At 46.5% G+C, this 15,486-nt stretch carries 13 protein-coding genes and 1 pseudogene; 6 read left to right on the top strand and 8 right to left on the bottom strand.

The features are described from left to right. Window positions 1–19: 19 nt before the first annotated feature. The 8 genes from JGK39_RS09125 to nfi form a co-directional block, all read right to left on the bottom strand. Complete coding sequence (locus JGK39_RS09125; protein ID WP_293296763.1) at window positions 20–223, bottom strand: hypothetical protein; 204 nt, start codon at window positions 221–223, stop codon at window positions 20–22. Between the two features lie 288 nt (window positions 224–511). Continuing rightward, window positions 512–1,852, bottom strand: coding sequence for a tRNA (N6-isopentenyl adenosine(37)-C2)-methylthiotransferase MiaB (gene miaB / locus JGK39_RS09120; RefSeq protein WP_293248272.1), 1,341 nt, complete (start codon window positions 1,850–1,852; stop codon window positions 512–514). A gap of 212 nt (window positions 1,853–2,064) precedes the next feature. Beyond that, window positions 2,065–3,264: a DNA cytosine methyltransferase gene (locus tag JGK39_RS09115; protein WP_293296761.1), complete on the bottom strand. Its 1,200-nt coding sequence runs from the start codon at window positions 3,262–3,264 to the stop codon at window positions 2,065–2,067. 120 nt (window positions 3,265–3,384) lie between these two features. Further along, window positions 3,385–3,813, bottom strand: a complete 429-nt coding sequence (locus JGK39_RS09110) for a hypothetical protein (protein WP_293248278.1) — start codon at window positions 3,811–3,813, stop codon at window positions 3,385–3,387. Window positions 3,814–4,022: 209 nt separating this feature from the next. Further along, complete coding sequence (locus JGK39_RS09105; protein WP_293248281.1) at window positions 4,023–6,026, bottom strand: FHA domain-containing protein; 2,004 nt, start codon at window positions 6,024–6,026, stop codon at window positions 4,023–4,025. Window positions 6,027–6,337: 311 nt separating this feature from the next. Next, window positions 6,338–6,865, bottom strand: coding sequence for an FHA domain-containing protein (locus tag JGK39_RS09100; RefSeq protein WP_293296760.1), 528 nt, complete (start codon window positions 6,863–6,865; stop codon window positions 6,338–6,340). Window positions 6,866–7,404: 539 nt separating this feature from the next. After that, entirely contained in the window at window positions 7,405–7,635 is a 231-nt protein-coding gene (locus tag JGK39_RS09095; protein WP_293149797.1) for a KGG domain-containing protein, read from the bottom strand. Between the two features lie 456 nt (window positions 7,636–8,091). After that, entirely contained in the window at window positions 8,092–8,745 is a 654-nt protein-coding gene (nfi, locus tag JGK39_RS09090) for a deoxyribonuclease V (protein ID WP_293248287.1), read from the bottom strand. Between the two features lie 799 nt (window positions 8,746–9,544). Here nfi and JGK39_RS09085 point away from each other — a divergent pair. From JGK39_RS09085 to JGK39_RS09060, 6 genes and pseudogenes are all read left to right on the top strand, one after another. After that, entirely contained in the window at window positions 9,545–9,811 is a 267-nt protein-coding gene (locus JGK39_RS09085; RefSeq protein WP_293248290.1) for an SPFH domain-containing protein, read from the top strand. Between the two features lie 7 nt (window positions 9,812–9,818). Next, window positions 9,819–10,208: pseudogene (locus tag JGK39_RS09080) on the top strand (SPFH domain-containing protein). A 10-nt stretch (window positions 10,209–10,218) separates the two neighbouring features. Next, a complete protein-coding gene (locus JGK39_RS09075) occupies window positions 10,219–10,365 on the top strand; it encodes a hypothetical protein (protein ID WP_293248293.1) in 147 nt (48 codons plus the stop codon). Window positions 10,366–10,627: 262 nt separating this feature from the next. Continuing rightward, on the top strand, window positions 10,628–13,636 hold the full coding sequence (locus JGK39_RS09070) for an EAL domain-containing protein (RefSeq protein ID WP_293296759.1): 3,009 nt from the start codon (window positions 10,628–10,630) through the stop codon (window positions 13,634–13,636). 48 nt (window positions 13,637–13,684) lie between these two features. Continuing rightward, on the top strand, window positions 13,685–14,521 hold the full coding sequence (locus JGK39_RS09065) for a Uma2 family endonuclease (protein WP_293296758.1): 837 nt from the start codon (window positions 13,685–13,687) through the stop codon (window positions 14,519–14,521). Between the two features lie 40 nt (window positions 14,522–14,561). Next, entirely contained in the window at window positions 14,562–15,452 is an 891-nt protein-coding gene (locus tag JGK39_RS09060; RefSeq protein ID WP_293296756.1) for a Uma2 family endonuclease, read from the top strand. Window positions 15,453–15,486: the final 34 nt, after the last annotated feature.

The following is a 15,486-nucleotide window of genomic DNA, read 5'->3' as shown; positions in this document are numbered from 1 at the left end:
GCATCATTACAATGCTAATTTACAACTCTAAATGCCTACTTTTCTTTGACGTGAGTTTTATTCTCTCGATCCTTTCCTTCAGGGCACTACCTGAATTTGTGGCTTCCCAATATCGGTGAGATGTTCTTTTGTACTCTCCGCGTTCGTTTGGCTGCGGCAATTCACCTTCTGCATCTGTTTGGGGAATTGACTGTTGTGCGTCGAATTCTGAACTTTGTGTCATGGATTTTAACTCTCTTTTCTTAATAAAAATCAAATCTAATTTGACCGCCAGCCAGCAACCTAACATCCTGTTCAGTCGATCGCCCGCAAACAATGTTAGTAGTGAGGACTTCAGTCCGCATCCATCCGAGGACTTAAGTCCTCACTACAAACCAATCTTTATCAGAAATTACACTCTTATGGCACGTTGTTGCGCTGGGGCGCTACTATATAATATATAAGAGCGCCCAAGCGCAACAACATACCTGGACGGTAAGGTGGTTGGGGGCACACCATACAACCCAAACTCTTACAGCATTTCTCCAGTCAAACTAAAAGCGCGAATATCAGTAATTTTAACACGCACAATCTTACCAGCCAATTGTGCAATATCCCCCTTAAAAAATGTGAGACGATTGCCGCGAGTGCGCCCCATCACCTGAGTTGGATCTTTGAGATTTTGGACTTCCACCAAAACCTCCTCCGTGCGCCCGAAATAGCGCTGCGAGCGATCCATAGCCGTTGTAGTCACGACATGATTGATGCGTTGCAGGCGATCGGCTTTCACCTCCTCACTCAACTGATTTTCCCACAAAGCAGCAGGCGTACCAGGGCGAGGCGAATAAGCAGCAGTGTTTACCAAATCAAAACCAACATCTTCGATCAACTTCAGAGTCTTCTCAAACTGCGCCTCCGTCTCCCCAGGAAACCCGACAATCGCATCAGCCGTAATCGAAGCATCCGGCATATAACGGCGAATCATATCCACAATTCGCAGGTATTTCTCCTGAGTGTAACCACGAGACATCGCCTTCAGAATCTCATTATCCCCAGACTGAAAAGGCACGTGAAAATGTTCGCAAACCTGCGGCAAATCCGCACAAGCCTTAATCAATCGTTCATTAAAATAGCGAGGGTGGCTAGTAGCAAAACGCAGGCGATCGACTCCCGGAACATCCTGCACAAAATAAAGCAAATCAGTCAAAGTATGCAGGTTGCTACCATCCGGTTTCGTCCCCGGCAAATCGCGCCCGTAAGCATCAATATTCTGCCCCAACAAAGTCACCTCCTTGTAACCTTGCCGGCCCAAATCCTCCATTTCAGCCCGAATTGCCTCCGGCATTCGCGACTGTTCAACCCCGCGAACATTCGGCACAACACAATAAGTGCAGCGTTCATTGCAACCATAAATTACATTCACCCAAGCAGTCACCTTGCTATCGCGGCGAGGCTTAGTAATATCCTCCATAATCTCCACAGCTTCAGTCGCCACAACTTGATTACCCTGAAAAACTTCTTCCAGCAAATCTTCAAGTCGGTTAGCGTGTTGCGGGCCCATTACTAAATCCAATTCCGGCACTCTCCGCAGCAGCGCCTCACCTTCCTGCTGCGCCACACATCCAGCTACAACTAAAGTTAAACCAGGTTCTTTGCGCTTGCGATGAGCCTGCCTTCCCAAATTAGAATAAACTCTTTGTTCAGCATTATCGCGAATCGTGCAAGTATTGTAGAGAATCAAACTAGCGTCGTTCGGGTCTTCGGAGAACTCAAAGCCCATATTTTCGAGAATGCCGGCCATCCGTTCCGAGTCGGCTTTATTCATCTGGCATCCGAAAGTGGTAATGTGATAGCGGCGGGGTTTAACGGTCATGGCGAATTGCAGGGAAATAAAAAATCTAGGTTTTCAACCTTAACAAGTTATTATAACACTTCTGCGTTAAATAAGATACGTCTGGGAATTGGGAACTTTAGGAATTGTAGGGTGCGCAATGCGCACCTTATTGGTAGCGGTAAGGTGCCCATTTCGCACCCTACAAATAGTATTAAGGTGCCCATTTCGCACCCTACAAATAGTAATAAATTTTAGATTTCCGACTTCTTCAAAAATTCGGGAATATGAGACGCTTGAAAACTATTATCTAAAAAATATAAAATAGTTTTAGCAATAGCTTGTGCCGCCAGATAAGGAACTCCATTTCCCACGGTTTTAAACATATTAGTTAATGTCATATTTGCGGGCAGGGCAAACTCTTTTGGCAAAGACTGAACTGCCAGGGTTTCTGCAACAGAAAGCCTGCGAACTTTGTAAGGGTGTAAGTGAACTTCATTATTGCCGTAACAAGCAGTTGGGGAATAACGCCAGCGGTGCAAACGCTTGTAAGATTTTTTAGAATCATCTCCCTCATCGACAGCAGCAAACCTTTTAATCCCCGCTCTCGGCTGAAAATAATGTTCGGAATTGGGATGGTTTACAACATCATTTTTTTGGAACCAAAACTGTACTGTTAACTCTTTGGAAATGCCATCGGGGCAAGGCAACCAACTATCGCAGGCAAACGCATCAGTCTCAGGCCAAGGATTAGAAAAAACTTCCGATTTGGGATATAATATCTGACTCGACCAAGGAAATAAACCTTGAGGCAACATTTGGCTGTTTTTATCTAAACAAATGCCCCTATCTTTGACAAGATGTTTGTGGAAACCGATTAAGATAATTCTATCTCTATCCTGCGGTACTCCATATTCGATCGCATTTATTAAACGTTCCACAAAAACATATCCCGCATCAGCCAACTTAAGCTTGAGTTCGTCGTAAAAAGCTTTATGTTTTTTAGTTCTCCACAAACCTTTGACATTTTCAAACAAAAAGAAATCCGGCTGCTGCTGACAAATCAATTCTATGTAGGAAGCTGAAAGTTTGCCTTTATCTCCTTCCCCACCTCGGTTTTTGCCACCTATTGAAAAGTCGGGACAAGGTGGCCCGGCAATAAATCCAATAATATCGTGATGCTGGCGGGCATCTTGCATCAATTCCCGCAGGCGAGAAGCTGGTTTTCCTTCTACAAGCCGAGTTACATCTGCTGCTTCTCCTTCGCAGTGTCCGTATTCTGGTAGCGGTAAATTCAGACACTGGCGAGAATAACGGTATGCTTGCATGAAAGGTGAGAAAATTTCATTGACATAGACTACATGAAACCCATTTAATTCAAAACCGAGGTCAAGGAATCCCGAACCGGAAAAAAATGAGAATATACAGGGAATTGGGCATTGGGAATTGGGCATTGGGAATCGGGAATGGGGAATTGATAATTGGCCGGGGCGGGTTGATGAGATTATTGGTCTTAGACACAGATTGTTTGTAAAACCAGTTCCTACAAGCATCACAAAAATCACACAATATTTTTACAACCATTGGCCGCCTCGGAAACGCCAGTAGGGAAATAAAATTCGCATCAGCGTTTGCGATGCTAGATAAATAGCCAGCCACACTAAACTGTAATGCAAGGCAAAAGCTCCTAAATCAAAATCTTCTCGCGGTATTCCGGGCAAACCGATAGTTTTGATTAAAAATAACACAAAAAGTGCTTCCCAAATGCCGGCGATCAATTGAAATGCGCCGGGCCAATCTCGATCCCAGCGAAATTGCTGGATGTAGATATATAAGACATCCCAGCCGATGCCAAAAATGGCTGCATAGCCTAAAATTAAGAAAAAAATTGCGCCCGATGTGGAGGTGATTAAACCTAAAAAAAATGGCAGGGTTACTAAAACGCCGATGGTTGCAAATAGCAGTAACCGAGTTTGCCAGCGGCCGAATAAGGTGGGGGTCATTCGATTTTAGATTTGGGATTTTGGATTTTAGATTGGGGATTTGAGATTGAATGCGAAGCGCCTTCGATTTGGGATTAAAATTGGGGATTTTAAATTGAAGGAGATGTTATAAGAGTTTGAGGACTAAAGTCCTCACTACGAACTAATTTTATCGCTCTTTCCTTCTTCCTTCTTCCTTCTTACTTCTTCCTTCTTCCTTCTTCTTCAATTTAGCCGGGAGATTTATTTAAAATCCACTTTAACCACTGCACGAACGATCGCCAAACGCTCAATTTCCCAACACCCGGAGCTCCGTTAGCTGCCAGACTTTCAACGGAACGCAGGGCGGCGTATTGCAAGCCCAAAAAGCTGTCTACGGGCGCGTAAGGGCCGCCCAAAGTAATCGCGCCCGCTGCGTACACCCGCCCTTCTGGGTTGTTGGGGGAGGCGTTGCGTAATTCGGGGACTTCAAAATCGTTGTTAACGCTCAAACGCCCCAAATTGTTGAGGGGAAGATTGTATTGAACTACCAAATCCTCTAGCAGGGGACTGGTTTTTACCTTAGCGTCCAAACCCGTCGCGTCAATAATAAAATCAGCTTCTAACTTAATTTGCCCCTTGAGATCCTTCTCCCGAATGTAAGTCACGGTGCGGTTTTGACTGTCGCGCTCGACTCGCTCGACTTCGCCGAAGGTAATTTGATACCATCCTTGACTTAAACCTTCTTTGACAATGCGCCGCCAGTCGCTGCGATTGGCTGTGGTAGTGCCGCCCCAGTCTCCGAGAAACTGCGGGCGAAATTCGGGTTTGGCTTTTTCCAAAAGTACGCGGAGTTCGCCGCCCCAACAGGCTTTGGGCCAGTTGAAAGGTTGAAATTCATAGTGATTTTCGACTTGTCGCACGGCGAGGTTAAATTTGTTACCTTGAGGTTTGGCCGATCGCATCAAATGCAATACTTGAATGTTGGCATTTCGCTGTCGCGCTTCATAAATCCGCTGCACCACCCGCGAAGCGACTATTCCCCGCCCTCGAATTAACACGCTGCCGCCCCGGGCTTCCAACTTTTCGTAAACGCCGTCGTGGCTTTCGTAAGCGTTGACAACCGACTCAAAATCCTGGGTTTTTTCGCGGTATTCTTGCAAGTCGGGCAAAAATTGAATCGCGGGATAGCCGGTGGCTAAGTGTACGTATTTGGCGATTAAAAAAGCACGATCGCGCTCGTTGGCATTCGATCGAGAATAAGCGATCGCGTACCTGCCGTCATCTGTTTTCCGAATCGCCCGCACTCTCCCGTAGCGAAACATCTGATTCCACCCGATACGCGCAGTTTCCCTATCAATCGAATCAAACACATTTCCGGCGCGCGGCGTATAAGTTTCGGCAAAAGTCGGTTCCGCAAACACCTGCCACATCAACTTCAGCGACACCATCAACCGCCCTTTCCGCAATTCCTGCCAAGCTTCCCGCACAGCATAGGGAGGCCAGCCCCAAATGTTGTCTGGACACGAGTCAGAATTCGATCGCAGCCGTTCCCGGAGCGGAATTTGAGAATTCAGGCACAACCGACGGTAACGGGCGTAAGGTTGCTCTTCCATGGCCAAAACTGCAATTCGATCGACCTTCACACCGCAAATTCTCAGCAAATCCACCCAAATCAAGCTGCCCAAACCGCCACCAACAGCAGCCCAATCAATTTCTTCAACCGGGAGTCCCATAGATTGGATCGATCGCATTGTGACTTGATTTGCCTGCAAAAATGCGATCGGCGGAAATTCTCCTTTACTAGGTGTTTGAGGCAGCGGCGACACCGTTTGCGGCCCCAACGCGGGGTCTGGCCTATTGGTCTGCGGGTTAAAGAAAATGTGAGAATTGACAGACTGGGTTTCTGTGGAATTAACAGTAAATGAAATGGCTATCTTGTAGGGCCCGATTTGCAGCATATCGCCATTTGCCAGCACGCACCGGGTTTGGCGGGTGCCGTTGACAAAAGTACCGTTGCGGCTGCCAGTGTCAGTAACTGCGATACTGTCGCCAACGGTTGCAATCACAGCGTGAAACCGAGACACTTGACTGCTTTTGAGGGGAATTCGAGAAACTCGCTCACCGTTGATGGTGGCGGGCATAGCTTCAAAAATACGTCCCAAAGCGATGGGCAATTCGAGTATCGGGGAGCGACAATCCCCCGTAGCTGTATCTTTCCAGGTAAGTCGCAGGTGCAAGGGTTGAGGATTCATTATTATTTTTTTAACATTAGCAGTCGGCTTTGAGCTTTCTGCGAAAAAAGATTTTTGAATTTGAGAGATGTGATTTGATCTCGGGGCTTATCTCAAAAACTTTAATAGTTTTAGGTGCATGGGGGCTATAAACCCAGAATATCTGTAGATTTCTCGTTATTTCGCCCCTGATATTTGAGATTTTCGATTGAATGCAGTCCCAAAAGTGTCAGGAAGTGAAAATTAGGTGTCGTTGCCAGCAAGATCCTAGCATTGGCGATCGCGCGATCGAACAAAAGAGCGATCGGCCCATTTTGGCTTTTTCTCTCCCCTCACTCCGAGAGCACCACACTCGCCGCCGCCGCCAAAGAAGTACCGCACCACGGACACCCCGCACTCAACTGCGCGTAAGGCGAAACGCGGCTGCACTTGGGACACTGCAAACCGTAGGTGGAAGGCTGCGTCGGCGGGGAAGAAATTTGAACCGGAGGCGCCCCAAGCAAAACTGTCAGCGGCGCGGCTAAGTGCACCTCAGTTACATTCACCTCGATTTCCACTTGGCCTAAATGGATGCGGCTGTCGGATTTCAATATTGCTTCGCCCGAGGCGACAATTTTTCCGTCTACCAGGGGCGGATTGCTGGCGCGCAAATTCCGCACTGCATACTCCTGCAATTCTTGATTAAAAAATATTTCGACGTGCAACCCCGATACGCTGGAATCCGAAAATACTATATCGCACTGCGCTGGGTCGCGTCCGAGTCTTACGCTTGGCGGGTTTTTGCTTGGCTGTCCGTTTTGAATCGTCTGAGTTTGACGCACCCCAGCCTCTGTCCATGTTAAATTGAGCTGGTTTGTCATGATTCTATTGTTTCCTGAAAAATATAAAAATCTTACTTATTTATATCAAGACTTCGGACAGTTTCCGGGCCCACGCGCTTGGGCCAAGAAACCCGGTTTCTAAGAGTTTTGGGTTTGGTAACGAGAAATCTACAAAGAAACCGGGTTTCTGGGAGTTTTGGGTTTGGTAACGAGAAATCTACAAAGAAATGGGGTTTCTGAGGTCAAAAAGTGCGATCGCCAACTATATTAGGAATGAGAATTAAATAACTTACAATTTTTATTGTTCTTGTGGGATGGGCGGGAGAGCCCGTCCCACAAATATGTGTAAATTATTTAATTCACGATCCTTAGTTAACCAAATATTTCGTCTCACAAACAAAAAAGCCCCGATTTCGGGGCTTTTTGCGATCGGATTGGCTTTTATTGAGAGACAGACTGGTGTTTGCTTGCCTTGTCTAGCCCGCAAACTTGTTGACCCTCAAGACAGCTTCATAACTTCTTAAGAATCGCACAGTGACGATATTTCAGTCACTGTGTTGAAATTGTCACAGACTCAATTAAGCTTCGCTTTTGCGGCTTTTCCGGCCGCCTTCGCGACCAATTTGAGCCATGTGTTCCCGATTTCTGCTGACAGCTTCGCCACCTTTTTGACCAGCTTCTCTGGCTTCTTCCGAAGTAAATTCGTGGGCAGTTCCTTTCGCGTGTGCAGCTTTTCCGCCTTTGCTAGCAATTGCACGCTGTTTTTCTGCGTCCATAGATGCGAATCCGCGTTTGCTTTTCTCAGCCATGACTGTCTCCTTGTTTGTTTGCTGATTTTTTCGATCGATCCCGCCTCCACCTCCCACCGTAGTTGGGACTCCCAGCCAGCGGTGAGAGGTCAGACGGTAAATTATGAAACGTCATCTGACGAATGTAAACTTTGAGTTTAAGTCGCAGGATGACTGTTTCATCATTTACAAATGTGAACTAAACATAGTTCACACCCGGGGTACTGTTGTTCGAGCCGCCAATGTTTAAGCTGATTACTGTCTTTCAATCATTCTAGAAATCCCCCAACTTTTATACCTCTTTCTCAGGTATAGTCATTCTTTAGTTCGCTGGAAGGATGGAACCGAAAGCTGATTGGCGATACACTCAGAGCATTTTTCGACTGGGCGGCGACACTTCTAAAATTCAAAGTCCAAAGAGGGATGCTTTTTTGTCTTTTGACTTTTTATTTTTTTGATGCCTTCCGGGCGGGTCAGTTATCCCGATGTTAGTTGGTCTGCCGATCGAGTTGTTTCTGGCAAGCGATATCTCGGGGCGCAGTGCAGGACGTACTCGATCGCCTTTATCAAGTTTACCCTATGACCGATCGATACATAAATCGGTTTTATCCCTGTTTGCGTCCTTAAAGCTGCGCCTACCGTCGATCCCTCGTGCAGCAAGGGCTGCCAACTGCCCCTCTCGAATCCTACTTCTGAATGTTCTCCGATAAATCTAGTTTTGGCAACTCCGATCGTCGCAATTCCTGTCAAAACTCCCAAATGGCAGGCCAGGCCGAACCTGCGGGGGTGAGCTAGTCCTTGACCGTCGCACAATATCAAGTCTGGTCTCAAACTGATATTTTGTAAAGCGTCGAGGACTGCCGGCACTTCTCGAAAAGACAGGAAACCGGGAACGTAAGGAAAAGCTGTAGGACTGCGAACCACAGACTGCTGCTGTAATTGCAAGTCTGGAAAGCTCAAAACTGTTACAGCGGCCCGCGATAGGCTTTCTGCGCTGTCGTAGCCGACATCTACGCCTGCGACGTACCGAACTGTGTCCAGTTGATTTTCGGTAATTACCTCTGACCGGAGAACATCTTGAATGACGATCGCCTCTTCAATTGTCTGCGGCCAAGGGTGTCGCTGCAACATTAGATACCTTTATTCAACCGTTCTCATCTAACCTTAGCTTATTTTTTGCCATTTTAAAATTCTAATTTTTAACATTTGTCGCTATAAATTCAAAACTTGCCCAAGGAGTCTTTTTTTTATACTCTGGAGGGTAGGGTAAGTCCCAGCGTGACAGTTAACCGAAGAAGGAAGAAGGAAGAAGGAAGAGGGAAGAGGGAAGAGGGAAGAGGGAAGAGGGAAGAGGGAAGAAGGAAGAAGGACGAAAAGCAGTTCAGTAATTAAAAACGTTCTAACCGCCACGGCGGTTGTTATACAAATAGAGTGTGTACCTCAATGCGATTTAAATGGTATCTTGCACTGGTGCTTGCACCAACCGGCAAAGGTTTCACCTGCGCCCACCTGCAATTTTTCTCTAATAATTCACAAAAAATACCTGTTTTATCCTGATTTTTTAGCTTTCTGAAAAGCTTTTGAGCTGGGCTCGCCATCCTATAGCTTGTAGAAAGAGCGATCGATCTTTGTTCTTCAATTCCCTATCTAAAAATATGCCATTTGTCTAGATATTGAAACAATTATTCATCTATCATCTGGGTCTGGTACAAGTGGGCTCGTTCATGGGCGATCGCCAATCTAACCGGAATTGTATACCTTTTGCAGTTCAGACCCTCTGCCAACCTCAAAATTATATGACTTGTATGAACATAAATCACTGACTTTATGAAATCTTGCACCATTAACATGAATTTATTATCTTAGATAAGACTCGATCAAAACTAACATCCCGCAACACAAATCAACGCGGAATTAACATAGGAGAACCATGCAAAGTGTTCGGTACAACCTAACTCCCTACATCCTTGGTGGCATCGTCTTCATCATTGCCACCTTAATTTTAAAACCTTTTGCCATAGTCGGCGCCGGGGAACGCGGCGTAATTATGCGATTTGGCAAAGTAGATAACGCAATTTTAGATGAAGGCATCCACCCAATTTTTCCGATCGTCACTTCTGTTAAAACCCGCTCGCGTCCGAGTCCAAAAAACAGACATCAAAGCAGATGCAGCATCCAAAGACTAGCAAAAAATTAGTACAGACTTGGCAATTAACTGGAACATATATCCAGCCACAACCAACCAATTTTTCCAGCAAGTAGGAGACGAAGAACAAATTGTCAATAGCATTCTCACTCCGGCAATTTCCGAAGTTATCAAAGCAGCAACTTCTCAAAAAACAGCAGAAGAAATTATTACTCAACGCACAGAACTTAAAACAGAAATTGACAAATTTCTCAAAAATCGCTGAGCGCCTTACGGAGTGATAGTTAGAGATGTATCCTTGGTGAACTTTGGCTTTTCTCCTGAATTGAGTAAAGCGATAGAAGCCAAAAAGATAGCAGAACAAGAAGCCAAACAAGCAGAATTTACAGTTAAAAAAGCAAGCCCGGATGCTCCGGCGCAAATTAACCGGGATCTCATAGCAAGCTGAAGCTCAACGGTTGCAGCGACAAACTTTAACTCCCGAAATTTTACAGCAGCAATCGATCGAAAAATGGAACGGTCAGTTTCCGACAGTAATGGGGAGCAACGGGGCTCTACCCCTGATTAATATTACACCCGGTCAATCTGAGACTCCTGGTAAATAAGCTGCTGCACATCCTGATTGACGGAGTGCGGGGAGAGGGGGAGAGGGGGAGAGGGGGAGAGGAAATGAGGGTTTTTTACTGTGACAGTGAAGATGCGCTTTGTGTAAATACCGACACAGCAAGCGCAGAAAATACAACTAACAACTAACGTGAAATCCCGCTTAGTTAAAGGCAAAGATGCAATCTACGTTCGCTAGTCCTGAAAAACGTTAAAGTAAGAAGCAACTAGGAAATTGCAAAGGTTTGCTTGAAAGTTTGGCTGATGGGAAATCGGGATAACCAGTCAATTTATAATTTAGATGAAGTGGGGGACGCAGCCGATCGCGATACGGGCTCAGAAGCACTGTGGCTGCGCGATCGAGCTTTGGCTGCTACTACCACCGGGATTGTCATTGTTGACGCCAATGCGCCCGACAGTCCCATAATTTATTGCAATCGGGCCTTTGAAAGGATCACAGGCTACTGCGCCGGTGAAATCTTGGGGCGCAACTGCCGATTTTTGCAAGGCCCGGATACCGATCGAACTACAGTAGCTAAGATCCGCGAAGCCTTGCGCGAAGGCATAGCATTGCAGGTGACAATCAAAAATTATCGCAAAGACGGCACTCCTTTTTGGAACAAATTGTCCCTATCTCCCCTGCGAGACGACAGCGGTAATTTGACTCACTTCGTCGGAACTCAGTCCGACTTATCCGAGCGCATCGAAGTCCAGGAAGCTTTGCAGCAAGCAAACGACCAACTGCAAACGATTTTGGAAGCAGTTCCGGGCATAGTATCTTGGATTAGCTCGGATTTGCGCTATTTGGGCGTCAACCACCACTTAGCTAAACTGCACGGTTTGTCGCCGTCGGCCTTTGTCGGCCAGGATATTGGTTTTCTGGGCGCTAGCTTGGATTTTTACTCTTTTGTGGTGGATTTTTTTGCCGGCGACGCTACGGAAGCGGTTAAAGAACTCAGCGCTAAGGTGAAAACTGAGGGCACAGAGTCGGCGGGACATTATTTGATTGTGGCTCAAAAGTACGATCGGGGCAATGCAGCTTGTCTGGTAGGGATTGATATTACCGAGCGCAAGCGGGCAGAAGAAGCTTTGGTGCTGACTCGCAAGGCGGTGGAAAGTTCGAGCGACGCGATCGGCATCAGCGATGTTTCGGGCACTCACATCTATCAAAATCCAGCGTTTTCTCAGCTATTTGAATGGGACACCGCAGAGGAATTTAAACTCGCTGGAGGTATACCGGCAATTTTTGCTGACCCCGCAGTCGCCAGGGAAGTTCTCGATACGATAGCCCGCGGTTATTCTTGGTCTGGTGAAATTACCAACCGCACAAAAAGCGGCAAAATTTTGCAAGTGCTGCTGCGGGCCGATGCTATTAAAGACCCTACAGGGAAAATTGTCGGTCTGATTTACATGAATACCGACATTACCGATCGCAAGCGCACGGAACAAGAACTGCGGGAAAGCGAAAAGCGTTTTCGATCGCTGATTGAAAATGCCAGAGACATTATTGTAATTCTCGACGAGAAAGGCTTTTGCCGCTATGTCTCTCCTTCCGCCGAGCGGATTTTGGGCTACCCGACGGCGGAAGTCCTCGGCCGGTCTGTGTTTGAGTTGATTCACCCCGATGAATTGCCGATGGTGGATCAAGTGTTCAAAGGTGTCATCGAAATGCCGAGAGTAGGGCTGGGATTGGCAGAATACCGAGTGCGGCACAAGGACGGTTTCTGGTGCGTGTTGGAAGCGGTGGCGACGAATTTGCTCTTGGAACCTTCGGTGCGGGGAATTGTCGTCAACTGTCACGATGTGACTGAGCGCAAGGTGGCTGAAGACCAATTGTTGCACGATGCTTTGCACGACGCGCTGACGGAGTTGCCGAACCGCGCTTTGTTGACTGACAGGTTGGGCCAAGCTTTTGCTCGCGTCCAACGGCATCCCAACTATCAATTTGCGGTGCTGTTTCTCGATTTGGACAGGTTTAAGGTGATTAATGACAGTCAGGGACACCGCACGGGCGATCGGCTGTTGGTGGCCGTGGCTCGCCGTCTCTTGACTTGTTTGCGCCCCGGAGATACGGCGGCTCGTCTCGGGGGAGATGAGTTTGTGATTTTGCTGGAGGAAATTCAAGGTGTGGATGAAGCGATCGCCCAAGCAAAGGGAATTCTGAAGGCGATCGAACGACCGCTGTATTTAGAAGGTCATAAAGTTTTAATTACTGCTAGCATCGGCATTGCTATGAGTACCGACAAATATCAGTGGCCTGGAGATATTTTGCGCGATGCTGATATTGCCATGTACCGGGCAAAAGCTCTCGGTAAAGCTCGCTACGAAGTGTTTACGAGTGCAATGCACACTCGGGCTGTGGCTTTGATGCACTTGGAACACGATTTGCGGCAGTCGATTGATGAACTGAATTTGACATATTCGATTGTGGATTTCCCAGGTGGGGAGGCGGGGGAAAACTCGCCGTTGTGCGAAATAGACTGGAAGTTGGAGCGTGCGAAATCACAATTTGCTCCTCCTAAATTGGAATGTCCTTTTACTGTTTATTATCAGCCGATCGTTTGTTTGAAAAGCGGCTCGGTTATCGGATTTGAGGCGCTGGTGCGCTGGCTGCACCCGGAACGCGGTTTGGTTTCCCCGATGGAATTTATTGCGATGGCGGAGGAAACTGGGTTAATTATGCCTTTGGGTTTGTGGGTTTTGAACGAAAGCTGCCGCCAAATTATTCAGTGGCAGAGTTTGAATTTGCCTGTGGGAAATTCCCGGCTGACAGTAGCAGTGAATCTTTCGGGGAGGCAGTTTTCCGAGCCGGAGTCGATCGACCAAATCAAGCAAGTTTTGCAGGAAACTGGTGTAGATGCTCGCTGTTTGAAGTTGGAGATTACTGAGACTGTGGTGATGGAAGATGGGGAAGCTGCAACGGCGATGCTTTCGCAGTTGAGGGAGTTGGGAATCGCGCTGTGCATTGATGATTTCGGTACTGGTTATTCGTCTCTGAGTTATTTGCACAAATTCCCGATTAATATTTTGAAGGTCGATCGCTCTTTTGTCAGTCGCATCGGCGCCGCGGGCGAGAATTTGGAAATCGTGCGGGCGATCGTCATGCTAGCGCGCAGTTTGGGGATGGAGGTAGTCGCAGAAGGTGTCGAAACCGCCGTGCAATTGGCTCAACTGCGGGCGATCGGCTGCGAGTACGGTCAAGGGTACTTTTTCTCTAAACCACTCGACAGCGAGGCTGCTACGACCTTGTTGAGGCGATCGCCCCAATGGTAATCCGATCTACAATAGTAACTATATAAAAGTAAGCTCATACCAAAACCTATGTCTCAATCGATCGCCCCAATTTTAGAAGAAAAGCAAACAGATACTTCCCCAACTTTAACCTTTGAAGAATACCGAGTTTATCAAGGAGATATAGATGTACAATATGAACTGTACAAAGGCAAATTAATCCCGATGCCAGCAGCCACAGTTTTACACATCAAGATTTCCGAATATTTAGTTTACAAATTGCAGCATTACATAGCCGATCGCAATTTCGACTTAGTAGTGAAAACTAGCTTAGGAGTGAGAACAGATGAAAATAAATCCCGGATTCCCGATGTAGTCGTCTGCACTCAAAGTCTTTTAGAACAAGCTGCTGCTAGGCCCGGTGCAGGCATCCTCGATTTTGATGAAAAGCCGTTATTAGTGATAGAAGTAGTCAGCCAAGATCGGCGGGCAGATTATGTGATCAAACGGGGAGAGTACGAACAAGCTAACGTACCAGAATATTGCATTGTTGACCCTAAACTTGGCAAGCAAAAAATTAGGCTTTTTGCATTGACTGAAGGTGAAGATGGTTACACTTACACAGATTTCTTGCCGGGTGAGGAAATTATATCTGTAGTATTTCCAGATTTCGTTTTATCGGTGGATGAAATACTGAATCCACCATTGGTAGACGAGTTAGTGAAGGCAGAACGAGCTCAGTTGCAGGAATCACAGCAACAAGCCGTAATCGAACGTCAACGGGCTGAGGAGCAGCGTCAACTCGCTGAGCAGCAGAGTCAACGCGCTGAGCAGCAGAGTCAACGCGCTGAGCAGCAGAGTCAACTCGCTGAAAGATTAGCAGCGAGGTTGCGGGAATTGGGAGTAGATCCTGATACTGTCGTTTAAATTTAAAATAATCAGAAATACTCGCTGAGGTCACAAAGATATGTCTGAACCTATTGTGCCAGTTAATGAAGAAAATCAAGTTGATGATTCACCCACATTAACTTTTGAAGAGTACCGAGTTTATCAAGGTGAACCTGATGTACAATATGAACTGTATAAAGGCAAACTCTTAGCAAAACATAGGTTTGAATCAATTCCGCCAGTTTTAACAGAACAGCCAGTTGATAATTCACCCACATTAACTTTTGAAGAATACCGAGTTTATCAAGGAGAATCTGATGTAAAATATGAACTGTACAAAGGCAAATTAATACCAATGCCAACAGCAACAGTTCTACACATCAAAATTTGCGAATATTTAGTTTACAAAATCCAGCGTTACCTAGCCACGCACAATCTCGACTTAGTAGTAAAAACTGGTCTAGGAGTCAGAACCAATGAAAATAAGTCTCGAATTCCTGATGTAGTTGTCTGCACTCAAAGTCTTTTGGAACAAGCTGCTGCTAGGCCCGGTGCAGGCATCCTCGATTTTGATGAAAAGCCGCTGTTAGTGATAGAAGTGGTGAGCGAAAATCGCCCTGAATATTACATAATTAAACGAGCGGAGTACAACTTAGCTGATGTGCCGGAATATTGGATAGCCGATCCGAAGCAGAATAAGGGAAAGCTGCGGGTTTTAGCATTTCCAGAAGACGACGATATTTACGAACAGAATGATTATTTGCCGGGGCAACAAATCGAATCTGTACTATTTCCAGATTTGGTTTTGTTGGTGGACGAAATACTGAATCCGCCATTGGTTGAGGAGTTAGTGAAAGCAGAACAAGCTCGATTGCAGCAACTCGAACAGGAAGCTGTAATCGAACGTCAACGCGCTGAAAGATTGGCGGCTAAGTTGCGGGAGTTGGGAGTAGATTCTGATACTGTTTAAGGAATTGAAATAGTGGCACTCGCCTCGATTATGC

It is taken from the genome of Microcoleus sp. PH2017_12_PCY_D_A (genome assembly GCF_020738565.1).
Taxonomy (GTDB): Bacteria; Cyanobacteriota; Cyanobacteriia; order Cyanobacteriales; family Microcoleaceae; genus Microcoleus.
The sequence above is the reverse complement of the archived record's forward strand: the minus strand, read 5'-3'. Positions and strand labels throughout refer to the sequence as shown.